This is a genomic window from Nocardioides dokdonensis FR1436 (assembly GCF_001653335.1).
Lineage (GTDB): Bacteria > Actinomycetota > Actinomycetes > Propionibacteriales > Nocardioidaceae > Nocardioides > Nocardioides dokdonensis.
In genome coordinates this window covers 2,948,438-2,973,881 of sequence record NZ_CP015079.1, presented here as the reverse complement: position 1 = coordinate 2,973,881, position 25,444 = coordinate 2,948,438, and the positions used below count along the sequence as shown (strand labels likewise).

The following is a 25,444-nucleotide window of genomic DNA, read 5'->3' as shown; positions in this document are numbered from 1 at the left end:
CGCTCCCGGTCCCGGCGGACCATGTCGTCGGCGGGACGTTGGAGGACCGCCCGCACCCTGGGGCTGGCGAGGCCGGCCACGATGAAGGCGCTCAACATCACTACACCTACCCAGAACAGGACGGTCAACACCGAGTCACTCATGTTCGTCCGTCCCTCCGTGGCTCGTGCCCGCGTGGCCGTTCATGGCGTTCCGGCCGCGCTCGGTCTGGGGGCCCGACTCCGAGATGTCGCGCCCCAGGTAGTTCAGGTAGGCCACGAGCGCCTCGGCGTCCTCGTCAGGGACGATCGTGCCGTCGACGGCCTCGGAGAACATCCACGGGTAGCCCGGCATGATCGACTGCGGCACGGTGCTGCGCGGGTCGTAGAGGTGCGCGTAGTGCCAGCCGTCCGAGCGGGCTCCGGACTCGCGCGACAGGTCCGGCCCGATCCGGCGGGTGCCCCACTGCTGGGGGTACTGGTCCTGGTACTCCCATGCCTCCGCCGGCGGGCCGAAGCGGCGTACGTCGGAGGGGGTGTCCCGGACGAACGTGGTGTGGCAGTAGGCGCAGCCCTCGCGCTTGTAGACCGTGAAGCCCTGCTCCTCCTGCGCCGTCATCGCGGTGAACTCCTCGGGTGTGCTCCGGGTGACCTCGCCGCGCAGGCTGATCAGGGGCAGCACCCCGAGGGCCACGAATGAGAACACCAGGGAGCCGACCCCGCCCAGGAGCATGATCGTCTCGCCCCGCTCGAGGAAGCGGACCCAGCGCGGGTCGTGGTCGCTCCCGGGATCGACCGCCTTCGCCCCGACCTCCGGGGCCGCGGGATCGGGGCCGTCGTGCTCGTGGTTCATCGGCTTGCTCCTGCGTCTTCTCGGTCGACGCCGCGACCGGGCTGCCCCGGTCCGTCGACAGGGGTCTTGTAGAGCGACACGATCAGCAGCACGAAGGCCGCGAACAGTGCGGTGCCGCTCAGCGAGCGCACCAACCAGCCGGTCTCCGACACCACGACGCTCTCGATCCAGGGCGCCCCGCTCGTCCAGGCGTCGGCCTGCTGCAGCCCGACGATCGTCAGGTACACGACCATCGTGACCAGACCGATGGTGGCCACCCAGTACGCCAGGTTGGCCACCCGGCGGTTGACGGTGCGACCACTCACGTTCGGCCACGCGTGCAGGAGGCCCCCGATGATGATGAAGCTCGCGAACCCGGCCATGGCCAGGTGCGAGTGGGCGATCACCCAGTCGCTGAAGTGGATCTGCTCCTGGACCCGCATCGAGGCCTGGAAGGCGCCCTGCAGCGAGACCAGCAGGTAGAAGACGATGCCGGTCCAGACGAACCGCAGCGGGACGTCCCAGAAGGCCAGGTAGCCGTTGCCGCGGAGGCTGGCCAGCAGGTTCGTGACCACGACCACCACCCCGATCCCCATGAAGACCGACGCCATGATGGCGACCTTCTGGGCGCCCATCGGGATCGGGGAGTAGACGTAGTGGTGGATGCCGTTGAGGGGGTAGAAGAACACGAGGCTCCAGAACCCCACCATGGACATGAAGTGGCTGAAGATCGGCCGACCGGTCGTCGCCGGGATGACGTAGTAGGCGATGGCCAGGGTCAGCGGGGTGACCAGGAGCCCCACCGCATCGTGGATCCACAGCCCCGAGATCACCGCGCCCATGGCTCCGGGGGTGAGGTACTCGGGGAAGAACTGGCCGATGACGAAGGCCGCCGGGGTGAAGGTCAGCGCCAGCGTCGTGTACCAGCTCGACACGTAGAGGCGACCCCGCGGCTTGCGGAGGTAGGGGTGGAGGAACTGCACGCCGACGGCGAGGAAAGCGAGCACCGTGACCACGTCGACGACCACCGGGAACTCGCCCCACTCGACCGACTGGCTGTAGCCGAGGAGCACGAAGGTCCAGCCGAGGGCGACGATGCCGATGTTCCAGACGTAGAAGATCACCCAGCCCAGGGTGCGGCTGCGGACCGGGCGCCCGGACAGGGTCGGCACCGCGTAGTAGGCGAAGGCGAGGAACCCGTTCATCAACCAGGCGTAGAGGATGCCCTGCACGTGGGCGAAGCGCATCCGCCCCCAGCTGCCCACCTCGGTGTCTCCCAGGAACTCCGGAGCCGAGAACTTCGTCGCCACGATGAGCCCGAAGGTCGCGGCGAACAGCAGCCCGACCAGGCCGGTGACGGTGTGTGCGCGCACCAGGTCGTGGTGGATCGGCGCATGCTCCGAAGCCTCGGGCGGCAGGTCGATGCCGGTCACCGGCTCGTGCGCGGCGACCCGCTTCTCCGCTGTCTCGTCGATCTCGCGTGGAGCGGTCGTCATCGGGTCACCGCCCACCAGGTCGCGGGTCCGCCGAGCATGAAGACCAGGACGAGGAAGAGCCACACGGTGGTCGCCGACGGTGGCCACGGGTACTGGTCCTCGCTCGCCTCGGTCCTCGCCCGTGGGCCCGGGGGGCCGGGTCGGGTCTCGTCTGCCTCTGTCGTCATCCCGAGCTTCCTTCTCCTGTGGGGGGCGTCTCATCGAGAACGTCGATCTCGTCGGCCATGCCCTGCGACCGGTGTCCTGGCAGCGTGCAGAGCAGGAGCGCCGCCCCCTGCGCGCCCGTCAGGTCCGCACGCAACGTCTGGGACTCGCCGGGCTTCAGCACCGCGGTCGCCGCCAGCACCTGGTCCCCCACGAGCACCTGCATGTCGTGGGGCGTGGAACCCGCGTTGGTCACCTCCAGCACGACCGGTCCTGCGACGAGGGCCTCCGCGGAGGACGTGAAGCCCCACTCGACGAGCCCGATCCGTGCCTCGGAGGCCGGCGGGCCGGCACTGCTGATGGCCGACTCGGAGGGGGTGCAGGCGCCCACGACGACCGCCAGCGCCGCGGCCGCGCTGCTGGCGACGAGCCTGCGCCGGCTCACGACCCCTCCTCCAGCAGTCGGTGCACCAGCGGGACGCCGGGGTGGTCGGCGGGAGCCAGTCGGAGGAAGGACCGAAGCGCCCTGGTCGCGCCGGCGTCGTCGGCGGACCTGGCACCGAGTCCCCGCAGCATCAGCGCGTCGACGTTGCGAGGCTCGCGGTCCAATGCTGCCTCGGCCTGCTCACGGGTGACGTCCAGCCGGCCGGCCTGGAGCGCGGCCGAGGCCAGTGCCAGTCGAGCCCGGACGTCGTCGGGGTCCGCGTCGACGGTTGCCCGCAGCCCCTCGATGTCAGCGGCCTCCACGCCGCCGCTCTGGTCCGCGTCGTCCTGCACGGCTGTCTGGGTGCCGAGCGGCGCGACGTTGCCCGTGGCCAGCTCGCCCTCACCCCGTCCGTCGAGGTTGGTCGCGACGAGCACCGCCAGCGAGGCCGCGAGCAGCCCGCCCACGCCCACCCACCGCAGCGTCTGGGGGACGCGGTCGCGCCGCCGGCGGACGAGTGAGGTCACGACGAGCAGACCGACCAGGACCGCCGCCCCCGGGACGGCCCAGACGACCCAGCCGATCCCGCCGGCGCGAGGGGCGAGCAGCACCCAGCCGCTGTAGCGGTCGACGAAGTACTGCGTGATCTCCTCGTTGCTCTCCCCCGCGGCCACCTGCTCGTCGATGATGTCGCGCATGCTCCGGGCAAGGGGGGAGCCGGAGTCTGCGACCGACAGTCCCTGGCAGGTGGGGCAGCGCAGCGAGGCTGCGACAGCCTGGGCACGCTCGGCGTCGCTGACCGGGCCGTCCGTGCCTGCGGACCGGACCAGGCCGGCGACGGCCAGCGCGACGAGGACACCCACCACCGCGGCTGCGGTCAGTGCTCGTCGAGCAGGGGGACGACGTGCTGCTCGATCCATGCGGGGGTCACCTCCCCCACCTGGCGGGCACGCACGGTGCCGGTCTCGTCGATGACGAAGGTCTCGGGGACGCCGAACGTCCCCCAGTCGACGGCGTGGCGCCCGTCGCGGTCCAGGACGCTCGGGTAGGCCTCGCCGCCCATCTCGCGCAGGAACGCGCGAGCCTTCTCCGGGGTGTCCTGGGTGTTGATCCCCACGACGGTGAGCCCGCGCGACCCCAGGCCCTCGGCGGCCGCGGCGAGCACGGGGTGCTCCGCCCTGCAGGGCGCGCACCAGGACGCCCAGACGTTGACCAGCACCACCTCGGTGCGGTGCTCGTCGAGGTCGTACGTGCCGCCGTCGAGGGTGGGGCCAGCGAGGTCGGGAGCGGGTTGGGCGACGAAGTTCGACGGGACCACCGACGGGTCACGGCCGAATCCGTCGGACAGGACCGACACCACGGCCGCGATGCCGAGCACGGCGGCCGCCAGCACCAGCCAGCGCCTCATCGGACCTCACCCGCCCAGGAGTGGTCGGGCAGGCCTCCGGAGTCGGTGGACGCGAGAGGGACCGGGGCACCGTTCCGCCCTGCCCGCCGGCGGCCCGGCCACATCGCCAGGAGGGCCCCGCCGACCATGACGCCACCGCCGACCCAGAGCCAGAGCACCATCGGGGTCACCGTGGCCCGCACGACGGCGCCCGAGGCGTCCGCCGAGACAGCGGACACGGTGAGGTAGACGTCCTCGGTGACACCGGTGCGGACCGAGGGCCGACCGATCGCCTCGCTCATCGTCGGGTAGAACCGCAGCATCGGCTCCCAGGTGCCGAGGTCCGCGCCGTCCCGGGTGAGCTCGGTCCGCGCGGCGACCTGCATGAAGCGCGAGGTGCGTTCCCGGTCCACACCGGCCAGCGTCACCGTGTACCCCCCGACCTCCACGCTCTCTCCGACGTCGAGGGAGCGTTCCTCCGACACGGAGTAGGACGACGAGCCAGCGATCGCCACCGCCACGACGACCACCCCGGCGTGGGTGAGCAGGCCGCCGTACCGGCGCCTGTTGCCGGTGACCGCGCGGCCGGCGGCACCCAGCCAGGCGTCGGTGTCCCGCTTCGCTGCGCGCACCCCGCGGGCGAGCTCGGCCACGACGGCGGAGAGCGCGAAGGCGGCCACCCCGAACGTCACCAGCGTGAGCGGGTGCGGAAGCCCCGACAGGCCCAGGCCCGCCACCACTCCCAGGCCGATCACGAGAGGCAGCCGCAGCCGGCTGAAGTCCGCGGTCTCGGCGTCGCGTCCCCAGGGCAGCATCGGCCCCACGCCCATGAGCAGCACGAGGAGCAGCGCGAGCGGGACCGCCATGCGGTTGAAGTACGGCGCCCCCACGCTCACCCGATCGCCGTTCAGGGCCTCGACGAGCAACGGGAAGGTCGTCCCGAAGAGGACGGTCACCGCCAGGGCCACGAAGAGCACGTTGTTGACCAGGAAGCCGGCCTCGCGAGAGGCCATGCTCTCGATCCGCTCCACGGCGCCGAGCCTGTTCGCGCGCCACACGAAGAGGCCGGTCATGGCCAGCAGGACGAACACGATGTATCCGAGGAGCACCGGGCCGAGGGGCGACTGGGTGAAGGCGTGGACGCTGGCGATGACCCCGCTGCGGGTGATGAAGGTGCCGATGAGCACCAGGAGGAACGTCGACGCGGCCAGGCTGAGGTTCCAGGCGCGCAGGATCGAGCGGCGCTGCTGCACCATCACCGAGTGGATCAGCGCCGTGGCGGTGAACCAGGGCAGGATCGACGCGTTCTCGACCGGGTCCCACGCCCAGTAGCCTCCCCAGCCGAGCACCTCGTAGGACCACCACGCGCCGAGCAGGATGCCCGCGGTGAGCGAGGCCCACGCGAGCAGCAGCCAGACCCGGGTCGCGGCGAGCCACTCGCGTCCGGTCTCCCCGGTCACGAGCGCCGCCACCGCGTAGGCGAAGGGCACCGTGAGCCCGACGTAGCCCACGTAGAGCAGCGGTGGGTGGATCCCCATGAGCGGGTGGTCCTGCAGCAGCGGGTTCGGACCGGGCCCGTTCTCCGGGACCGGCGACATCCGGGCGAAGGCGTTCTCCGCGACCAGGGCGAGCCCGAAGAAGAAGACGGCGACCGACATCAACGTCGCCATCGCGGCGGGGTGCAGGTCCCGGGCTCTCGCCGGGACGCGGTACATCATGACCACGGCGAAGACGGCGAGCACGAGGAGCCAGAGGAACAGCGATCCCTCGAGAGCGGCCCAGAGGCTGATCACCCGGTAGTAGGTCGGGACCTCGAGGGCGCTGTTCTCGGCGACGTACCGGACGCTGAAGTCGTGGGTCACCAGCGCCCACTCCATGAGCACCACGACCCCGACGGAGGCGACGAGGGAGGCCCAGGTCAGCAGGCGCGCCGCGGCCCTCAGGTGCGGGCGGCGCGACGAGGCCGCCCAGAGCCCGGTGGCCACCAGGCTCATCCCGAAGCCGGCTGCCAGGAACATGGGACCGAGCGTGCTGATCACGTTCCGAGACCCCCTAATGAGCTTCCACGGCGTTCGTCGAACCGGCTGGTGCACACGAGCGCGCGCAACTTACCTCCGTTATTCCAGATATTTCAAGAGTTCACCCCGCCCTGGCCGAAACCCGCCCGGGGGATCGGCCGGCCGGCGCCTGCGTGGCCGCGTCGGAGGATGCGTAGGGTCGCCGTGTGAAGCACCCCGGCGCGCGGCGCACGAGGACGACGAGACGCCGGCACGACCGTGGCGGCCCGCGGCCTCCCATTCCCAGCGAGATCTGGGTGCTGATCGGCGCGGCCTTCGTGATCGCGATCGGCTTCGGGCTGATCGCCCCGGTGCTGCCGGCGTACGCCCGCACCTTCGATGTGGGTGTCGCGGCGGCGTCGGTCGTGGTCTCGGCGTTCGCCTTCTTCCGGCTGGTCTTCGCCCCCGCCGGCGGCGCCCTCGTCGCCAGGCTGGGCGAGCGCCCGGTCTACCTCACCGGCCTGCTGGTGGTGGCCGCCTCCTCGCTGGCGACCGCCTTCGCGCAGTCCTACTGGCAGCTGCTGGTCTTCCGCGGGCTGGGTGGACTCGGGTCCACGATGTTCACGGTCTCGGCGATGGCGCTGCTGGTGCGGCTGGCCCCGCCCAGCATCCGGGGCGGGTGTCGTCGGCGTACGCCAGCGCCTTCCTCGTCGGCGGCATGCTCGGCCCGGTGCTGGGTGGGCTGCTGGCCTCCTTCGGGCTGCGGCTGCCGTTCGTCGTGTACGCCGCCGCGCTCGTGCTGGCCACGCTCGTGGTCGCCACCCGGCTCAGCGGGGCCCGGTTGCGGCCGACGGACGACCGGCCCCAGCAGCCGCCGATGCTGGTGCGCGAGGCCCTGGCCCACCCCGCCTACCGGGCGGCGCTGGCCTCGGGCTTCGCCAACGGCTGGTGCAACTTCGGGGTCCGGGTGGCGGTGCTGCCGCAGTTCGCGCTCACCGTCCTCGACCGGCCCTGGGTCGCGGGCGTGGCCCTGGCCGTCGCGGCCGGCGGCACCGCTGCCACCCTCCAGGTCGCGGGGCGGCTGGCCGACTCGGTCGGCCGCCGGCCGCTCGTGGTCGTCGGCCTGGCCGTGACCGCGCTGGGGTTCGGCCTCCTCGGTCTGGCCGGCGACCTGTGGATCCTGCTCGTGCTCTCCGCGGTGTCCGGTCTGGGCGCGGGGCTCGTCAACCCCGGCCAGCAGGCCACGGTCGCCGACGTGGTCGGCTCCGAGCGGGGCGGCGGCAGCGTGCTCGCCGCGTTCCAGATGGCCCAGGACTCCGGGGCCATCGTCGGGCCCATCCTGGTCGGCGTGATCGCCGACCAGGCGGGCTTCGGGTGGGCGTTCGTGGCCACCGCCCTGGTCAGCCTGCTGGCCCTGCTCCCCTGGCTGCGAGCCCCCGAGACGCTCCCCGACACGGACGACCCATCAGTCGCCAGGACCGCGGCCGGCTGATCACCCCAGGGTCGTTGGGCCCTACCCCGGCCCGCCCGTCCCCTCTTGACTGGAGGTCAGGGTCGGTCGGGGCACGGATGCGCCGCGTCCACGATCGCCGGCCCGTCGAGACCGAGGAGTGCTCATGCCTGATCCCGTCGTCGTCGTCGGTGTGGACGGCTCCGGCCGAAGCCTCCGAGCGCTCCTGTGGGCCGCGCAGGAGGCGACCTTGCGGGGGTCTTCCCTCCGCATCGTGCACACGCTGCCGCGCTACGAGTTCGACATACCGCTGTTCCCACCGGGGCGCCTGGAGGAGGCGACGGCCCGGGGCCACGAGATCATGGCCGAAGCCCTGTCGATGGTGCAGCTGGCTCACCCCGATCTCCACATCTCGACGGACCTGCCGATGCGGTCCCCGGCCGCCGCCATGATCGATGAGTCCGAGGACGCGCAGGTGATCGCGCTCGGCGCCAAGGGCGAGGACATCGGCAACCTCCTGCTGGGCTCCACGGTGCTCCAGGTCGTCGGTCACGCCCACTGTCCTGTCGTGGTGGTCTGCCACGTCACGGCCGGCCACCACCGCATCTCCGTCGGCACCGACGGCTCGCCGGACTCCACCGCTGCGTTGGCCCACGCCTTCGAGGAGGCTGAGCTGCGCGGGGCCCAGGTGGTGGTCATCAGCGCTCTCGGCCTGCCCCAGGGCTGGCCCACCCACCTGTTGCGCCCGTTGCCGCCGGACGACGACGAGGTCGCGCGACGTCGCCAGGAGGTCGAGGAGCAGGTCGCCCCCTTCCGCGAAGAGCACCCCACCGTCGACGTGCGGCTGGACGTGCACCGGCTGGCGCCGCTGCACACCCTCGCCGACGCCTCCCACCGCTCCGACCTCCTGGTAGTGGGCTCGCGCGGCCGCGGCGGCTTCCACGGGCTCGCGGTCGGCTCGGTGACCCACAAGATGCTGCACCTGACGGGCTGCCCCATCGCGGTCGTGCGCAGCCGGGCCCAGCGGTGACCTCCCGCCCTCCGGGTGTGGGCAGCCTCGACGCACGTGGCTATACACGTACTGACGGTGTCGACCGGCGCCGCCTGATCGGGCCGCAGGGCCCTGATGTGCAAGGGAGACGACATGAGCCAGTCTGAGACCGAGGGCCCGGCCGACGGCGGCGCCGAGGGCACCCCGGGCGTGCACGACGGCGGTGCCGACGGAGGTGCCGACTCGGGCGCCGAGGGTCCCGCGGACGGCGGCGCCGAGGGCACGCCCGGCGTCCAGGACGGTGGCGCCGACGGCGGGGCCGAGGAGGCCTCCGACGGGGGCGCCGACGGTGGAGCAGACAGCTCCGCCTGATGCCGCACGATCCGCAGGACGGCGGACCCCGGGGTCCGGGGTCCGCCGTCCGTGCCGCCTCCGCCCGGTCGGCCCCGGCACGGTCGGCACTGGCCCGCCTGGTCGGGGATGCCGGCAACTTCGCCGAGAGCTCGTGGGGTCGCGAGCCGGTGCTGTGCCGAGCCGCCGATCCCGGGGCCTTCGCCGACCTCCTCAGTGAGGGCGCCGTCGACGAGCTGGTGGCCGAGCGCGGGCTGCGCACCCCCTTCGTGCGCGTCGCCCAGGCGGGTTCGACGCTCCCCCACCGCGCCTTCACGGCACCGGGAGGGGTGGGCGCCGGGGTCGCCGACCAGGTCAGCGACGACAAGCTGAGCGCCCTCTTCGCCGCGGGCTCCACGATCGTGCTGCAGGGACTGCACCGCGTGTGGCCCCCGGTCATCGACTTCTGCCAGCAGCTGGCCGCCGACCTCGGCCACCCGGTGCAGGCCAACGCCTACGTCACCCCACCGCAGAACCAGGGCTTCGACGACCACTACGACGTCCACGACGTCTTCGTGCTGCAGGTCGCGGGCCGCAAGAGGTGGTCGATCCACGCGCCGGTCCTGGCCTCCCCGCTGCGCGACCAGCCGTGGACCGACCGCCGCGACGCGGTCCGGCTGGCCGCGGAGCAGGAGCCGGTGCTCGAGACCGTCCTCGAGCCGGGCGACGCGCTGTACCTCCCGCGCGGCTGGCTGCACTCGGCCACCGCCCTGGGCGGCGTCACCGTCCACCTGACGCTCGGCGTCCACAGCTGGACCCGGTACGCCGTCGCGGAGGAGCTGGTGGCCCTGGCGCTGCAACGACTCACCGACGACGAGGAGGCACGGGGGTCGCTGCCGCTGGGCACCTCCCTGCTCGGCGACGAGCTCGACCTCGACCTGGTCGGCAAGCGGCTGCGCGAGGCGCTCGACTCCGTGGGACCCGACGACGTCGCACAGCGCCTGCGCACCCGCCGCCGGGACGCCCAGCGCGCCGCGCCCCTGGGCCCGCTCGCCCAGCACGCGCTCGCTGCGGCCCTGAGCGAGGAGACCGTCCTCCGGCTGCGCTCGCACCTCGACGCCACCCTCCTCGGGGCCACCCTGGCCTCGCGCGCCGGCACCGTGTCCGTGGCCCAGGTGCCCGACGCGGTGGTCGAGGCGCTCCTCGCAGGGGACCGCGTCACCGCCGGGGACCTGGGCCAGGAGGCCGCTCGGCGCCTGGTCGAGGCGGGGCTGGTCGTCGCCGGATGACCTCTCGATGCTCCGACGAGGCCGCGGCACGCAGCGACCCGATGCTCGGGACGGCGCCCCCGCAGCAGGACTGGCTGCTGGTCGAGCACCCGGGGCCGTGGCCGGTCACCGCGCCGTTCGGCGCGGACCTGCCCACGGCCCTGCTGCGAGAGCTGGGGCACCCGCAGCTGCGGACGCTCTTCATCCGCCGGCACGGGCGAGAGGGGGCCGCGGACCGGATGGCCGGGCCGCGGCGCTGGTACCGCTGCGACCCCGCCGGGCTGCGCACCGGGATCTGGGAGCGACCCGAGGACCTGCTGCTCAGCCTGGAGCAGCACGCCGGGGAGCCGTACGACGCTCCCCTGCTCCTGGTCTGCACGCACGGGGTCCACGACGTGTGCTGCGCCGTGAAGGGCCGGCCGGTCGCGGAGGCCCTCTCCGCGCGGTGGCCCGACGCGACGTACGAGTGCAGCCACGTCGGCGGTGACCGCTTCGCCCCCAACGTCCTGCTGCTCCCCGACCTCGCCTGCTACGCCCAGCTGTCGCCGGGCGGTGCCGTCACCACGATCGAGTCGCACCTATCCGGTCGCGTAGACCCGACCTGGCTGCGCGGGGTCGCGGGTCTGCACCCCGCCGAGCAGGTGGCGCTCGGTGCGGTCCTGGAGCGCTGGGGGCCGGTCGCCATCGACGCTGCCACGCCCCAGCTGCGCGACCAGGTCGGGCTCCTCGACGAGGGACGGTGGACGGTCGACGTGCTCGGCACCGACCCGGTCCCGGCGCAGGTCAGGGTCGTGGTGGACAGCAGCCGTCGGGCCGAGGCGCGCCTCACCTGTCGCGCCGCCAGGCCCACCCGCGCTCTCCAGTGGGACGTCGTCTCCGTCGATCCTGAGGGGTCCTGGGACGGGGCCGCGCCCGCCTAGACCTCGTGGTGGGCCAGGAGCAGGCGCGTCGGGTCGTGCTCGTCCCGCAGCCGGGCCAGCCGGGCCCACGCGGTCCCCCCGAACATGCTCCGGGTGTCCTCGCGGGTGTCGGTGAACGTCGGGACCCGCTGCGGCAACGACCACCGGTCGAGCGTCCCCACGATGCCGGACGTCGCGGCCGCGCCCGCGGCGAGGGCCTCCGGGGAGGGAGCGACGGCGATGCAGTACATCGCGTAGCTGCCGTCCACGTGGGACAGCGCTCCCCCGTCCGGCGCCGGGCGCCCCAGCGCACCACCGAGGTGGCGCAGCTCGGCGAACAGCAGCCCGGTCGTGGTGCCCGGGCCGACCTGCTCCAGGAAGACGTCGACCGCCTCGTCGCTGAGCTCACCGAGCACGGCGTGGTCGGACACGAACGGGACCGGGTCCGGCGGGTCCATGTGGACGTCGAGCAGCCCGGTCACCGGTATCCGGGCGAAGGTGTCCACCTCGGGAGCGAGCGCCCGCAGCGGCGCCAGCACCTCGTCGGCCCGGGCGTCGTCCTCCAGGACCGCCCCGTCGATGACGACGAGGTCGCGACCGCTGAGGAACGCAGGCAGCTCCGGGAGCGGCGGCAGGCTGAGGACGCGCATCGAGGTCGTCACCGACTCGGGGGCCCCGCGGGTCCACCGCACCCAGGCCGGGACCACCTCGGGCGCCTGCTCGCGGTCCCAGAGGAGCATCCCGGCGAACACGTCGGCGTACGGCAGGAGGTCGAGCTCGAGGGCGACCACCACGCCGAGATTCGCACCGCCCCCGCGGACCGCCCAGAACAGGTCGGGCCGCTCGCCCGCGTCGGCGCGCACGCACGTCCCGTCGGCCAGGACCACCTCGACCGCGCGGATCGCGTTGACCGCCAGCCCGTGCTGGCGGCCGTAGAACGACAACCCCCCGTTGAGCGCGTAGCCCGCGACCGCGATGTCCGGCGCGCTCCCGTGCGGGGCGGTGAGCCCGTGGGCAGCGGTGGCCGCGACGACGTCCTTCCACCAGGTCCCGCCGACCACACGGGCCGTGCGTGCCGTCGGGTCGACCGTGACGCCCGTGAGCTCGGAGAGCCGCACGACGACGACGTCGGCGAGGTCCTTCTCCCCCAGTGCCCCGGCCCCGTGCCCGGTGCTCTGCGGAGCCACCCGCAGCCCCGCCGCCCCTGCCGCGCGGACGACTTCCTGGACCTCCGCGACGCTGTGCGGGACCGCCACTGCGGCGGGACGTTGCTGCACGGCGAGGTTCCAGGCGGCCCGGTGGACGTCGTACGCCGGATCGCCGGGCAGGTGGACGCGCCCACCGCAGAGCCCGCGCAGGGCAGCGGTCCCGGTGGACGAGGTGGTGCCAGCCGGTCTCGCGGCTGCGTCACGGACGGTCATGGGGCTTCCTTCGGGTCTGACGCTCCTCGAGGAGCGGACGTCGGGGGTGGACGGACGGCCGCGTCCTCCATGCCCTTCACGCTGCGGCCCCAGGGGGCCCGCGCCCATCCCCGGACCCCCGGGACTTCAGCAAGGACGACCCGGGGGTCGCCTCGCCCCAGAAATGCGGGATGCGGCGGCGCAGGCCGGGCCGGGACACTGGTCCGATGGCCACCGGGCTGACCGCTGAGCGCGTGCGCCACGATGTCGAGGTCGTGGCCCGTGCCGGCGTGGACCTGGACACGTTCCTCGAGGAGACGGTGGAGTCCGTCGGGCGCGCCGTCCCGTGGACCAGCGCCTGCCTCTCCACCCAGGACCCCAGCACCCGGCTGCTCACCAGCGCCCGGAAGTACGGCGACCTGCGCGACGTCAACGAGCACGACCGGGAGTTCGCGCTGATCGAGTACGGCACCGTCGAGCCGACCGCGTTCTCGGAGATCGCGGCGGCGGAGGTACCCGCGGCCGGGGTCCACCTGGCGACCGAGGGCGACATCGAGCAGTCCGAGCGGATGAGCCGGTTCATGCGTCCGCTCTTCGGGTTCCACGACGAGGCCCGGATGGTGTTCCGCGACGGCGCCCAGGCGTGGGGGGCGATGGCCCTCTTCCGAGGTTCCGACGCGGCCCCCTTCGCCGCGGCGGAGATCGCCTTCCTGGCCTCGCTCTCGGTCCCCTTCGCCCGAGGGGTGCGCACCGGGATGCTGGCCCGCATCGTCGCAGCGCCCGCGACACCCGGGGCCGAGGGCCCCGCGGTGCTGGTCTTCGGCACCGACGACCAGGTCGTGCAGATGAGCCAGGGCGCCGAGCGACGGGTCGCCGACCTGGGCCAGGGCGAGGCGGCCGGCGATCCGATGACCAGCATCGTCGCGCTCGTGGGCTCCGCCCGGCGCTACGCACGCGGCGAGACGAGCATGCCCCCGAGGAGCCGGGTGCGGGGTGCGAGCGGGATGTGGATGGTCCTCCAGGCCGCCCCCCTCACGACCTTCGCCCCGTGCAGCGGGGACGTGGTGGTGACCATCGAGGAGGCCCGCCCGCCCGAGATCGTCGCCCTGGTGGTCGCGGCGTTCGGCCTCACGCAGCGCGAGCGCGACGTCACCCAGCTGGTCCTGCAGGGCGTGGCCACGAAGGAGATCGCGACGGCGCTGCACGTCTCGACGTACACCGTCCAGGACCACCTGAAGTCGGTCTTCGAGAAGGCCGACGTGCGCAGTCGTCGCGAGCTGGTCTCGCGCGTCTACTTCGACCAGTACCTGCCGCGGATGGGTGCCGAGCTCGGCCCGTCGGGCTGGTTCAGCGGCGCGGCGCGTCGACCCGCCCGGGACCAAGGTCGCTGATCCTCGGGACCTCGGTGCCTGGTCGGACCGCCACCGCGGCGAGACCCTGGTGTGATGGCCCCCTCCTCGTCCACCGCCCACCACGCGCTGGCCGTCCACGAGGTGCTCACCTTGATGGAGGCCGACCCGGACCAGGGGCTGTCGGACCAGGAGGCCGCCGACCGACTGCACACCTTCGGTCCCAACACGCTGCCCGCGAGGACCACGACGGGGCCGCTCGTGCGGCTGGTGCGCCAGGTCCACCACCCGTTGATCTACGTGCTGATCGTCGCGGGGGTGATCACCGCCGCCCTCGGTGAGCACGTCGACTCGGGCGTGATCTTCGGCGTGGTCGTGGTCAACGCGCTGATCGGCTTCGTCCAGGAGGCCAAGGCCGAGACCGCGCTGGAGGGCCTGCGGACGATGGTCCGGACGCAGGCCCGGGTCGTGCGGGACGGACGACCTCGGTCGCTGTCCTCGGACGACCTGGTCCCCGGCGACCTCGTGCTCCTCGAGGCGGGCGACAAGGTGCCGGCCGACCTGCGCCTGATCCGGACCACGGACCTGCGGGTGGACGAGTCCGCGCTCAGCGGCGAGTCGGTGCCTGCGGCGAAGGACGGGGCGGCCCTGCCCGAGGCGACCACCGTCGTCGACCGGTCGAACACGGCGTACTCGGGCACCCTGGTGACCACCGGCGGTGGGGCGGGCATCGTGGTCGCGACCGGGGCGACGACCGAGCTCGGCCAGATCCACCGGCTGGTCGGGGCGGCGCAGACCCTGGCGACCCCGCTGACGCAGAAGCTCGCCGCCTTCAGCAAGCTGCTCACCGTCGTGATCCTGGCCCTGGCCGCGGTCACCTTCGCGGTGGGGCTGATGCGCGGGCAGGACGCGACGCAGACGTTCACGGCGGCGATCGCGTTGGCGGTCGGCGCGATCCCGGAGGGCCTGCCGGCTGCGGTCACCATCACGCTGGCCATCGGAGTGGCCCGGATGGCCCGCCAGCAGGCGGTGATCCGCCGGCTGCCTGCCGCGGAGACCCTCGGCAGCATCACCGTGATCTGCACCGACAAGACCGGCACCCTGACGGAGAACCAGATGACGGTGCGCACGCTGTGGACGCCCGGAGAGCTGTTCCAGGTCAGCGGCACCGGCTACACGCCGCGCGGTGTGATCACCGACCCCCACGGCGAGGCGGCCGCGCTGGCCGAGCACCCCGCGCTGCGCTGGTCGTTGCTGGCCGGGGTGGCCTGCAACGACGCCGCGCTGGTCGAGGACGACGACCGCTGGAGCATCGTCGGGGATCCCACCGAGGCAGCGCTGCTGGTCGTGGGCGCGAAGGCCGGGCTCGACGCCGCCGAGGTCGCCGGCCTGCTCCCCCGGGTGGCGACGACCCCGTTCACCTCGGAGCGCCAGCACATGCTGACCCGGCACCTGCTCGGGGCTGCGGGCGGACCCGACGCGACGCTGCTGCTGGTCAAGGGCTCCGTGGAGCGCCTGGTCGCGATGTGCGCCGCCCAGATGGGGCGCGACGGCGCCACCCGGCCGCTGGACCGGGAGGCGGCTCTGGGCGCGGCCGACCACCTCGCCGCCCAGGGCCTCCGGGTCCTGGCCACCGCGGTGCGACCTCCCGGTGCCACCCACACCTACGACGCCGCACGGCCCGACGACGCCCCGGACGGGCTGGTGCTCACCGGGCTGCAGGCCATGCTCGACCCGCCCCGGGCCGGCGCTGCTGCTGCGGTGGCCGCCTGCCACACAGCGGGTGTCGAGGTGAAGATGATCACTGGCGACCACGCCGCGACCGCGACCGCCATCGCCGACCAGGTCGGCCTCCTCGACGGTCACGGCCCCGCCCCCGGCACCGTGCTGACCGGGACGGACCTGGCATCGATGTCCGCCGCGGACCTCCCCGGCGCGGTGGCCCGGGCCAGCGTGTTCGCCCGGGTGTCGCCGGAGCAGAAGCTGCGGCTGGTCGAGGCGCTGCAGGCAGGCGGACACGTGGTCGCGATGACCGGCGACGGGGTCAACGACGCGCCGGCCCTGCGGCGGGCCAACGTCGGGGTGGCCATGGGGCGCACCGGCACCGAGGTGGCCAAGGACGCCGCCGACATGGTCCTGGTCGACGACGACTTCGCCACGATCGAGGCGGCGATCGAGGAGGGCCGCGGCGCCTTCGACAACCTCACCAAGTTCATCAACTGGACGCTGCCGACCAACCTGGCCGAGGGACTCGTGATCCTGGTCGCGATCGTGCTGGGGGCCGCCCTGCCGATCCTGCCGACCCAGATCCTGTGGATCAACATGACCACCGCGGTCCTGCTGGGCCTGATGCTCGCCTTCGAGCCCAAGGAGGACGGCATCATGACCCGCCCGCCGCGCGACCCGGACCAGCCGCTGCTGACCCGCGCGCTGGTGGAGCGGCTGCTCCTCGTGTGCACGCTGCTGGTCGCCGGGTCGTGGTGGCTCTTCACCTGGGAGCGCGCGGCCGGCGCGGGCCTGGCCGAGGCCCGGACCGCGGCACTGAACCTCTTCGTGGTCGTCGAGGCGTTCTACCTCTTCCACTGCCGCTCCCTGACCCTGCCGGTGTGGCGGGTCCGGTTCTTCTCCAACCCCTGGATCCTGGTGGGCATCGGCCTCCAGTCGATCGGACAGCTGGCGATCACCTACGTGCCGGCGATGAACGCCACCTTCGGGACCGCGCCCCTCGGGGTCGACGTGTGGGTGCGGATCCTGGTCGCCGGCTCGATCGCGAGCCTGGTCGTGGCCCTGCACACGGGGTGGCAGAGCCGCAGGGCCAGGACGTGAGGCCTCAGCGGGCGGCACCGAACCAGCGCCCCAGCGCTGCCACGAGGGTGCCTCGGTCGCCCGCGACCCAGACGACGTGCCCGTCCGGCCGGAGCAGGACCGCGGGCAGGTCGAGCCCCGCGCGGGCGTCGACGACGTGGTCGACCCGGTCGCCCCACCCGGTGGGCGCGAAGTCGCCGGTCCGGTCCAGCAGCAGCCCGCGACCGTGGTGCATCAGGTCGTAGAGACGCCCGGAGGCGAGGTCGATGTCGCGCAACCGCCGACCGAGGAGGTCGTGGCCGGGTCCGACGTCGTACCGGATCGCGATCCCGGCGGTCCTCTCGGCCAGCAGCCGGGCGACCACCTCCAGGTCCAGCAGGTCCGACAGCAGGCGGCGGGCCGCCTGCGGCCCCGGCTCCGCCGAGGTCAGCTCGACCTGGGCCCGGGTCAGGTCGAGCACGTCCGCGGCCACGGGACGCCGCTCGCGCTCGTAGCTGCCCAGCAGGTCCTCGGGCGCCCAGCCCCGGACCGTGCCCGCGAGCTTCCACCCGAGGTTGAAGGAGTCCTGCAGACCGAGGTTCAGCCCCTGTCCGCCCAACGGCGGGTGGACATGGGCCGCGTCGCCAGCCAGCAGCACCCGACCCACCGCGTAGCGCTCGACCAGCCGGGTCGCGTCACCGAAGCGCGACAGCCACCGCGGCGAGTGCACTCCGAGATCGGTCCCGGCGAGCTCCCGGAACCGTGCCGCCACCTCCTCGAGCGAGGGATCATCCGCGCCGCGCCGCGACGTCACGGCGTCGGTCCGCGCCACGAAGCGGTGGCTGCCTCCGTCGTACGGCGTCGGGCCGATCTGCAGGTAGCCCGAGGCGACGCCGCGCACCGCGGCTGCCAGGTCCGGCGCCGTGACGCCCAGCTCGACCTCGCCCAGCAGCCACTCCGTCGTGGCCGGCTCCCCCGGGAACGCGATGCCCAGCAGCGAGCGCACGGCGCTGCGTCCGCCGTCGCACCCCACGACGTACCGCGCCGCCAGGCGGCTCCCGTCGCTCAGCTCCACCTCGACGCCACGGTCGTCCTGGACCAGGCCCACCACCTCGGCACCGCGGCGGACCTCGGCCGAGAGCTCGAGGGCGTGCTCGGCGAGCAGGCGGTCGGTCGTGGGCTGGGGGATGCCCAGGACGTAGGGGTGAGCGGTGTCGAGGTCCGGCGGTGGTGGTCTCACCAGACCGGCGACGTGCACGCCGAGCGGGTAGGTCTGTCCGAGGTCCAGGAACCGGTCGAGCAGCCCGCGCTGGTCGAGGATCTCGGCGCTGCGCGCGTGCAGCCCCAGCGACCGGACCCGCTCGGTCGGAACCAGGTCCTTCTCGAGCACGAGCACCCCGACGTCGTGCAGCCGCAGCTCGGCGGCCAGCATGAGGCCGGTGGGTCCGCCCCCGACGATGATCACGTCGTGCATGAGTGGTCTCCTCGGCTCACCCGGTGGATCCGGGTCGGACCCCGATCCTGCGACCGGTCCGGGGGCTTGCCGCAAGCCCCGGGGGCCGCTATACGTTGAGAGAGCAGGGAGTCCCTACAGCAGCTCCGCCAGGAGGCTCGCGGCCCGGGTCGCCCCCTCGGTCTCCACCGGGCGGTATGCCACGTCCCTGCCGAGGTCGGCCGCGATGACCGCGGCCAGCGCGTCGGGGTCCGACGCCTCGTCGTAGTCCAGGCAACGACCGGCGCCGTAGCGTTCCAGGCGGTGCCGCACGTGGAAGTTCTGCTCGAAGTGGTGGCGCAGCGGCACGTAGACGAAGGGGCGTCGGCTGGCGGTCAGCTCCATGGTCGTGGTCAGACCCCCCTGCACCACAGCGAGGTCGGAGGCGGCGAGGTGCTGGTAGAGCCGGGGCACGTGGCCGACCACCGAGGCCCCGCGTCGGCGCGGCAGCGACCGTGGTTCGATGCGCGGGCCGGCCACGACCAGGAATCGCAGGTCGGGCACCTGGCGCCGCGCCAGCGGCACCGCGTCGAGCACCCGCCGGATGAGCGGCTCGCCCACCCCCGACCCTCCGACGGTCACCACGCACAGCGGCTGGTCGACCGGCAGGTCCAGCCGGGCTCGCAGCGCGTCCCTGTCGGCGTAGTCAGCAGGGTCGAAACCGGTGACGTAGCCGGCGAAGTCGAAGTTCTCGGCGACCCAGTCACGGATCCTCGGGAGCCCAGGACCGAACCTGTCCGGCACGACGTCGTCGGGGCTCCCGACGAAGATCGACCGGTCGCGCACGCGGGCGAAGCGGGCCCGCTGCTCGATCATCTCGGCGTTGTAGTCAGCCGTCAGCCGCTCCTCGCGCGAACCGCCGTCCGGCATCGGCAGCCACCCCACGAAGTCGGTCATCCACGCAAACGCGAACCGCTTGAGCTCGGGGTTCTCGTGCAGGAAGTAGTCGACGTCCCACGCCTCGTCGCCCACCACGAGGTCGTAGTGCTCGGTCTCCACGACCTCGGCGAAGACCATGAAGTTGTTGACCAGGACGGCGTCCATCTCGCGGATCGCCTGGAAGGCGTGCAGGTCGTGCTCTCCGGCCTCGTGCTCGATGTGCTCGGACTCGCTGGCCAGCCACCGCGACGCCGGGTGCACCCGTTCCCCCGCAGCTCGCAGCACGTCGGTCACCGGGTGCTGGGCCAGCCAGTCCACCTCGACGTCGGGGTGCTGCTTGCGCAGCTCCTCCACCACCGCGACGTCCCGACGGGCGTGGCCCAGGCCGATCGGCGAGGAGAGGTAGAGCACCCGCCGACGCCGCAGCGGCGCGGCCACCCACGTGGCCCGCCGGACCCGAGGACACAGCTGCTCCACGAAGTCGCGGATCATCAGGTTGATCCGGACCGGGTGCCGGGCCATCGGACCGTGCCCGGCCCCGTCGAGGAGCACCAGCGAGCCACCCGTCAACTCGGCCAGCCGTTCGCCGACCTGCTGGCCCCGCACCGCGTCGGCGGTGCCGTGCACCACGAGCACCGGGCAGCGCACTCGGGCGCACACCGGTTCGAGCGGTGCGCAGACCGCCTCGTGGCAGCCGATCCGGCCCGACGTCGCGTCGGCCAGCACGGCGGGGTCCACGTCGAGGCCCCAGCCGATGCTGTCCTCGATCTGCTTGCTGGAGTGCGCTTCGGTGTACATCTGGGCGAAGAAGAAGTCGAGGAACTCCTGGTACCCGCCGTCGGCCCAGAAGTGGCGGTTGTACTTCGCCCAGCCCTCGGTCGTGTCCACCCGCGCGTCGAAGGGGTGCTGGTCCCGAGCGATGTCCACCATCGCGAAGCCGCACGACGGTGACATCACGAAGAGCCCCAGCACCCGCTCCGGGTGGTCGGCGGCCACGTGCACCGCCCAGGCCGAGCCGCAGGACAGCGCCACCAGCACAGCCGTGTCGGTCCCGGTCGCGTCGAGCACGGCCACCGCGTCGGCGGCGTACTGCTCGTTGGTGTAGGCCGCCGGGCCGGCCGGCTTGTCCGATGCGCCACTGCCCCGGCCGTCGAAGGTGACCACGCGGTGGTGCCGGGCCAGGTAGGCGACCTGCGCCTTCCAGAACCGGGAGTCGATGACCGTCCAGGTCGGCATCAGCAGGATCGTCGTCCGCTCCGTGCGGCCCTCCGGCGCGTCGTCCGGTCCGCCGAAGACCTCGAAGGCGATCCGCACACCGTCGCGCTCCACCACGCCGACGTGGTCGGGCGCACGCGCCCGGCCACGTCGGCGATCCGGATGGTTCGTCACGGCCGGATCTCCAGCACCTGGTTGAACGGGGTCTGCGCCACCCGCTCGCAGCGGGTGAACCCGCCGGTCGTCACGACGTCGCGGATCTTCGCGGGACCCGCCTGGGTGCCGATCGCCAGCCCGACCTCCTGCGACAGCGAGGCCGGGGTGCACAGCAGGGTCGAGAACCCGTAGTACGCGCGCCCGACCGGGTTGAAGTTCTCCTCGACGTGGTCGCCCGACATCGGCTCCACCACCATCCAGGTGCCGTCGTCGGCGAGCGCCGCCCGGACCGCCCGAGCCGCACCCACCGGGTCGCCCATGTCGTGGAGGGCGTCGAAGGTCGTCGCCAGGTCGTAGCCGCTGCCGTTCAGGCCCTCGGCCGAGGCCACCTCGAAGGTGACCTGGTCCTCGACGCCGGCGTCCTCGGCCCGCCGGCGTGCCTCGGTGATCGACGCCTCGTGGTAGTCGGTGCCGAGGAACGTCGAGCGCGGGAAGGCCTTCGCCATGATGATCGTCGAGGCACCGTGGCCGCAGCCGATGTCGATAACACGCGCGCCGCGCTCGAGCCTGGCGACGACACCGTCCAGCGCCGGCAACCAGGCGCTGACCAGGTAGGCGTTGTAGGAGGGCGCGAAGAACCGCTCACAGCCCTCGTGCACGTCGTGGTTGTGCTCGTGCCAGCCAAGACCGGCACCGCTGCGCGCCTTCTCCACGATGCGGTCGCTGTCCTGCAGGGTGCCGAGCGCGATCTGGAAGAGCCCGGGCAGGAAGGCGGGGCTGGTCTCGTCCGTCATCGCCACGGCGTACTCGGGCGGCAGCGTGTACGCGCCGGTGGCCGGGTCGTAGTCGACGATCCCGCCGGCTGCCTGGGCGTTGAGCCACTCCCGGGCGTAGGGCTCGCCGGTGTCGGTGGCCACGGCCAGGTCGCGGGCGGTGGTCGCCCCATCCTTCATCGCGCGGTAGTAGCCGAGCTTGTCGCCCATGACGACGAGGCCGGTGTTGAGGCTGGCGCCCACCTCGTCGACGGCACGGAAGACGAAGCCCATCAGCTTGTCCATGTCGATGGCGGGGGTCGGGGGGTGCTTGAGATCGGTCACGGTGCTCTCCCTCGGTGAGCCTGTCCGCTGCTCGGGCAGGTCCTGCGAACGTAGAGCGGCGCCCGGCCCCGTCGCATCAGGTTACCCCCCTGGTTCTCCGTCCCCGGGTGCTTGTCGCGGCGGCCCTAGGATGTACCGGGTGCTGGTCGGACGCGAGTCCGAACGACGGACTATCGCCACCGTGCTCGCCGCTGCGCGAGTGGCCGACAGCCGCGCCCTGGTGCTCGCCGGCGAGGCCGGGATCGGCAAGACCGCGCTGCTGCAGGAGGCCCGCTCGCTGGCCGGGGAGATGCGCGTGCTGAGCGCCCAGGGCGTCGACTCCGAGCGCTACGTCCCGTTCGCCGGGCTGCTCCAGGTGCTGCGTCCCGTGCTCGGCCTGCTCGAGGACATCCCCGCCGCCCAGCGCACCGCCCTCGCCTCGGCGCTCGCGCTGGGACCGGTGCCGGACCAGGAGCCGAGCCGGTTCGCCGTCGGCGCAGCCACGCTGAGCCTGGTGGCCCGAGCCGCCGAGGACCGACCCCTGCTGCTGCTGGTCGACGACGCCCACCTGCTGGACGCGCCGTCGGCCGAGGCGCTGGTCTTCGCTGCCCGCCGGATGCTCTCCGACGCGGTCGCGGTGCTCGTCGCCGTCCGTCCCGACGAACCAGGTGCCCGGGTGCTCGACTCCCTGCCCGTCCTGCTGGTGCCGGGGCTCGACATGGCAGCGGCCGGGTCCCTGCTGGCCACGGCCGGGGACCCCGTGGCGAGGGAGCGGCTGCAGCGGCTGCACCAGGTCACTGCCGGCAACCCGTTGGCGCTGCTCGAGCTGTGCGACCAGCTGGAGCGCCTCGACGACCTGCCCCCCTCGGCACCCGTCCCGGTCCCCGAGCAGGTGACCCGGTCCTTCCTGCGCCGGGTCAGCGGGCTCCCCCGGGCGGCCCGGACCACGCTGACGGTGGCCGCCGCGGACCCCAGCAGCCTGCGCACGGTGCTGATGGCCGCGCGGCGGATCGGGGTGCGGGACCCGACCCTGGCCTCGGCCCAGGACGCCGGGCTCGTCACGCTGGCAGGCGACGCGATCGAGTTCCGCCATCCCCTCGTGCAGGCCGCGGTGTACGCCGATGCTGAGCCTGCGCTGCGCCGGGAGGTGCACCGCGCCCTGGCCCACGTCGTGGACCCCACCGACGTGCACCGCCTGACCTGGCACCTCTCGGAGGGCGCAGCGGGGCCGGACGAGGAGACCGCTGCGCTGCTCGAGCGGGTGGCCTCGGAGGCCGCCGCACGCAGTGCCCACACGATCGCGATGCACGCCTACGAACGAGCCGCGGTGCTCTCGCTCGATCCTGGGCTGGTGCCCCGGCGACTGGCGAGCGCCGGCGAGGCGGCGTGGCTGGGGGGACGCACCGACCGGGCCACCGAGCTCCTCGGCGAGGCGCTCAGCGCTCGGCCGGCGCCGCTGCTGCGCGCCCACGTGCAGGAGCTGCAGGGCGCGGTCCAGCTGCGCGCCGGCTCCGTGGACCTGGCGCTGCAGATCCTCACGCGCGCGGCCATCGCGGTCGCCCCGCTCGAGCCGGAGCGGGCGGTCCGGATCAACGCCGACGTCGTGCACGCGGCCTTCTACCTGATGGACCCCGGTGCTGCGATGGAGGCGTGTCGTCGCATCGACCGGCTGCTGGCCGGTGACATCTCCCCGGCGACCCGGCTGCTGGGCAGGTCGGCGTCCGGGATGGCGATGGTCCTCGCGGGCGCCGGCGCTGCGGGCGTGGACCGGCTGCGCGAGGCGGCGTACCGGCTGGTGGTGCCGGACCCTCCGGCCGCCGAGCGCTTCCGCCTGCCGCTGCGGCTGCAGGGCGCGCTGTGGTTGCGAGGCACCGGACCGGAGCGCGAGGTGGTGGCCGACACGTTGGAGTCGATGCGCGAGGACGCCGCCGTCGCGCTGCTGCCCTACCTGTTGATGCAGGTGGCCCGCGACGCCGCCACCAGCGACCGCTGGGACGTGGCCGAATCGAGCTACCACGAGGCCGCGAGGCTGGCCCAGGAGATCGGTCTGACCACGGACTTCGCGGTGTCCGTGGCCGGGCTCGCCATCGTCGAGGCCCGCCGCGGACGCGCCGGTGCCGTGGCCGAGCACGTCGAGGCGGCCGGAGAGCTGGCTGCGCGGAACGGGGTGCGGCTGGCCACCGTCTGGCTGGCCTTCGCCCAGGGGGACCTGGCGGCCGGGTCCGGGGACCTGGAGTCAGCGGCCGAGCACTACACGGGGCTCGAGGAGCTGCTGGCCGCGACCGGCCTGAGCGACCCCGACCAGTCCTGCGCCCCGGAGCTGGTCGAGTGCCTGGTGCACCTGCGACGTGGACCGCAGGCGGTGGAGGTGGCCGCCGGCTTCGCCTCCCGGGCAGCGGCCAAGGGACAGTCCTGGTCGCTGGCCCGCTCCGCCCGAGCCGCCGCACTGTGCGCCGACGACCCGGAGCCGGACTACCGCGAGGCGCTCGAGCTGCACGCCGAGACCCCGGACGGCTACGAGGCGGCGCGCACCAGGCTGGCGTACGGCGCCTGGTTGCGGCGCGCGCGCCGGCGGGTCGACGCCCGGCCGCTGCTGGTCTCGGCCCTGGAGACCTTCGACCGTCTCGACGCGACGCCGTGGGCCGACCGTGCGGCCCGGGAGCTGGCCGCCACCGGTGAGACGGTGCAGCGCGACGGCGCCGGCACCCGGGTGGAGCTCACGCCCCAGGAGCGCCAGATCGCGCTGCTCCTGGCCCAGGGGCGCACCACGCGCCAGGCGGCGGCGGGGCTGTTCCTCAGCCCGAAGACGGTGGAGTACCACCTGCGCCACGTCTACCTGAAGCTGGGCATCAGCTCGCGGGCCGAGCTCGCCGAGCGGTTCACCGGCCGGGGAGAGTGACCCCAGCGACCTGCGCGAGCCGGCGGCGCGGGTCGGTGTCCGCGGCCAGGTGCTGCTCCCGCGGCAGTGGCCGCCCGAGACGACGGAACGCCTCCTCGACCGTCACGGTCCCGGCCCGCTCGGGCTCGATGTCGAGGACCGCGGGCGCGAGCACGGGGTAGGCACGAGGAGAGGCCTCGGCGAGCACCCGCGCCAGCGCTTGCGGTCGACGGGCGGCCAGGCGCAGCGCGGGCCGGACCACGGCGGTGACCACGGCGTCGACGACCGGGCCCTGACGGGTGCCGATCGCCTCACGCATCCAGCCCGGCAGCGTCGCGATCGTGGCCCGGCGCAGCACCCTGTGGACCAGGGGGCTCAGCACCCTCAGCCGGCCCGGGAGCCGGCTCGCGATGTTGCCGCCCTCGAGGACCAGCAGCGCATGCTCGACCGCGACGTCGCTGACGACCAGCGAGGGACGCACCCGCTCGTAGTAGGCGCGCATCTCCTCGCGGTCGCGCGGCACGTCGGCGGGGTCGATCGTCTGGAACTTCGCGGCGATCGCGCACTCGGCCCAGTACTGGCGATCCTCGTCCTCGCTCAGCGGGCCGGGGCCGAAGCGCTCGTAGACGTGCAGCACCGACTGCCACTGGGTCAGGTGGATCCACAGCTGGCCGGCCGGATCGTTGGGGTCGTAGTCCTGGCCGGTGACCGGGTCGGTGCCGCCCACCCGCGAGTGGATGCGCATCAACGTGTCGGCCATCCGGGCGGCCGTGGCGCTGTCGCCGAGCACCAGGGCGCCGGCGTACTCCAGGGTGCGGTCGTAGCGGTCGGAGGCGCGCTCGCGCAGCGAGCCGGTGCCGGCCACCGAGGCCACGACCAGCGGGTCGAACATCTCGGTCAGCGCGGTGCGGGCGAAGCCGACCGTCATCGAGGTCGGGCAGCGGTAGACCTTCCAGGTCACCGAACCGGGGCCGAAGATGCCGTGGTCGAGGGGCTGGTGCTCGATGCGCGTCATGCAA

19 protein-coding genes and 1 pseudogene are annotated in these 25,444 nt (G+C 73.4%); 8 read left to right on the top strand and 12 right to left on the bottom strand.

Annotation, left to right across the window (positions count from 1 at the left end; translation table 11 throughout):
* Positions 1 to 135 precede the first annotated feature (135 nt).
* From I601_RS14045 to I601_RS14020, 7 genes are read right to left on the bottom strand one after another with little or no spacing between them, the layout of a single operon-like run.
* Positions 136 to 831, bottom strand: a complete 696-nt coding sequence (locus I601_RS14045; RefSeq protein WP_068110902.1) for a cbb3-type cytochrome c oxidase subunit II — start codon at positions 829 to 831, stop codon at positions 136 to 138.
* Positions 828 to 2,306: a cbb3-type cytochrome c oxidase subunit I gene (locus I601_RS14040; RefSeq protein WP_084528134.1), complete on the bottom strand. Its 1,479-nt coding sequence runs from the start codon at positions 2,304 to 2,306 to the stop codon at positions 828 to 830. Before I601_RS14040 ends, I601_RS14045 begins: the two co-directional genes overlap by 4 nt.
* Positions 2,303 to 2,473: a hypothetical protein gene (locus I601_RS21390; RefSeq protein WP_169834707.1), complete on the bottom strand. Its 171-nt coding sequence runs from the start codon at positions 2,471 to 2,473 to the stop codon at positions 2,303 to 2,305. Before I601_RS21390 ends, I601_RS14040 begins: the two co-directional genes overlap by 4 nt.
* Entirely contained in the window at positions 2,470 to 2,895 is a 426-nt protein-coding gene (locus tag I601_RS14035) for a hypothetical protein (protein WP_068110896.1), read from the bottom strand. Before I601_RS14035 ends, I601_RS21390 begins: the two co-directional genes overlap by 4 nt.
* The gene (locus I601_RS14030) at positions 2,892 to 3,794 is read right to left on the bottom strand and encodes a cytochrome c-type biogenesis protein CcmH (RefSeq protein WP_084527623.1); all 903 of its coding nucleotides are present in this window, start codon (positions 3,792 to 3,794) and stop codon (positions 2,892 to 2,894) included. The genes I601_RS14035 and I601_RS14030 overlap by 4 nt, the downstream gene beginning before the upstream one ends.
* The gene (locus tag I601_RS14025) at positions 3,752 to 4,282 is read right to left on the bottom strand and encodes a TlpA family protein disulfide reductase (protein WP_068110890.1); all 531 of its coding nucleotides are present in this window, start codon (positions 4,280 to 4,282) and stop codon (positions 3,752 to 3,754) included. The genes I601_RS14030 and I601_RS14025 overlap by 43 nt, the downstream gene beginning before the upstream one ends.
* Positions 4,279 to 6,279: a heme lyase CcmF/NrfE family subunit gene (locus I601_RS14020; RefSeq protein WP_157520183.1), complete on the bottom strand. Its 2,001-nt coding sequence runs from the start codon at positions 6,277 to 6,279 to the stop codon at positions 4,279 to 4,281. The genes I601_RS14025 and I601_RS14020 overlap by 4 nt, the downstream gene beginning before the upstream one ends.
* A 206-nt stretch (positions 6,280 to 6,485) precedes the next feature.
* On the opposite strand from I601_RS14020, the pseudogene I601_RS21860 reads away from it, so the two are divergent.
* From I601_RS21860 to I601_RS13995, 5 genes and pseudogenes are all read left to right on the top strand, one after another.
* Positions 6,486 to 7,750, top strand: a pseudogene (locus tag I601_RS21860) (MFS transporter).
* A 124-nt stretch (positions 7,751 to 7,874) separates the two neighbouring features.
* Positions 7,875 to 8,738 (top strand): universal stress protein, encoded by an 864-nt coding sequence (locus I601_RS14010; RefSeq protein WP_068110888.1) that lies wholly within the window; start codon positions 7,875 to 7,877, stop codon positions 8,736 to 8,738.
* A 114-nt stretch (positions 8,739 to 8,852) separates the two neighbouring features.
* Positions 8,853 to 9,071, top strand: coding sequence for a hypothetical protein (locus tag I601_RS14005; RefSeq protein WP_068110885.1), 219 nt, complete (start codon positions 8,853 to 8,855; stop codon positions 9,069 to 9,071).
* Entirely contained in the window at positions 9,071 to 10,318 is a 1,248-nt protein-coding gene (locus I601_RS14000) for a cupin domain-containing protein (RefSeq protein WP_084527619.1), read from the top strand. Before I601_RS14005 ends, I601_RS14000 begins: the two co-directional genes overlap by 1 nt.
* Entirely contained in the window at positions 10,315 to 11,217 is a 903-nt protein-coding gene (locus I601_RS13995; RefSeq protein ID WP_068110882.1) for a sucrase ferredoxin, read from the top strand. Before I601_RS14000 ends, I601_RS13995 begins: the two co-directional genes overlap by 4 nt.
* Here I601_RS13995 and I601_RS13990 read toward each other — a convergent pair.
* Positions 11,214 to 12,617 (bottom strand): FAD-binding oxidoreductase, encoded by a 1,404-nt coding sequence (locus I601_RS13990; protein ID WP_068110879.1) that lies wholly within the window; start codon positions 12,615 to 12,617, stop codon positions 11,214 to 11,216. The two genes, I601_RS13995 and I601_RS13990, sit on opposite strands and share 4 nt — an antisense overlap.
* A gap of 206 nt (positions 12,618 to 12,823) precedes the next feature.
* Between I601_RS13990 and I601_RS13985 the strand changes: the two genes are divergently transcribed.
* Positions 12,824 to 13,987 carry a helix-turn-helix transcriptional regulator gene (locus I601_RS13985; protein WP_068110876.1) on the top strand — a complete coding sequence of 388 codons (1,164 nt, stop codon included), beginning with the start codon at positions 12,824 to 12,826 and terminating at the stop codon, positions 13,985 to 13,987.
* A gap of 54 nt (positions 13,988 to 14,041) precedes the next feature.
* A complete protein-coding gene (locus I601_RS13980) occupies positions 14,042 to 16,771 on the top strand; it encodes an HAD-IC family P-type ATPase (protein ID WP_068110873.1) in 2,730 nt (909 codons plus the stop codon).
* Between the two features lie 4 nt (positions 16,772 to 16,775).
* Here I601_RS13980 and I601_RS13975 read toward each other — a convergent pair whose 3' ends face one another.
* The 3 genes from I601_RS13975 to I601_RS13965 all read right to left on the bottom strand — a co-directional run bounded on the left by I601_RS13975 (position 16,776) and on the right by I601_RS13965 (position 21,568).
* Positions 16,776 to 18,203, bottom strand: a complete 1,428-nt coding sequence (locus I601_RS13975; RefSeq protein WP_068110870.1) for an FAD-dependent monooxygenase — start codon at positions 18,201 to 18,203, stop codon at positions 16,776 to 16,778.
* A gap of 114 nt (positions 18,204 to 18,317) precedes the next feature.
* Positions 18,318 to 20,489 carry an alpha/beta hydrolase gene (locus tag I601_RS13970; RefSeq protein WP_068110867.1) on the bottom strand — a complete coding sequence of 724 codons (2,172 nt, stop codon included), beginning with the start codon at positions 20,487 to 20,489 and terminating at the stop codon, positions 18,318 to 18,320.
* The gene (locus I601_RS13965) at positions 20,486 to 21,568 is read right to left on the bottom strand and encodes a class I SAM-dependent methyltransferase (protein WP_237089416.1); all 1,083 of its coding nucleotides are present in this window, start codon (positions 21,566 to 21,568) and stop codon (positions 20,486 to 20,488) included. Before I601_RS13965 ends, I601_RS13970 begins: the two co-directional genes overlap by 4 nt.
* Positions 21,569 to 21,707: 139 nt before the next feature.
* Here I601_RS13965 and I601_RS13960 point away from each other — a divergent pair, with 139 nt between their 5' ends.
* The gene (locus I601_RS13960) at positions 21,708 to 24,446 is read left to right on the top strand and encodes a helix-turn-helix transcriptional regulator (protein WP_068110864.1); all 2,739 of its coding nucleotides are present in this window, start codon (positions 21,708 to 21,710) and stop codon (positions 24,444 to 24,446) included.
* On the opposite strand, the gene I601_RS13955 is transcribed toward I601_RS13960, so the two are convergent.
* Positions 24,427 to 25,440: an oxygenase MpaB family protein gene (locus I601_RS13955; RefSeq protein WP_068110861.1), complete on the bottom strand. Its 1,014-nt coding sequence runs from the start codon at positions 25,438 to 25,440 to the stop codon at positions 24,427 to 24,429. The genes I601_RS13960 and I601_RS13955 overlap by 20 nt on opposite strands.
* Positions 25,441 to 25,444: the final 4 nt, after the last annotated feature.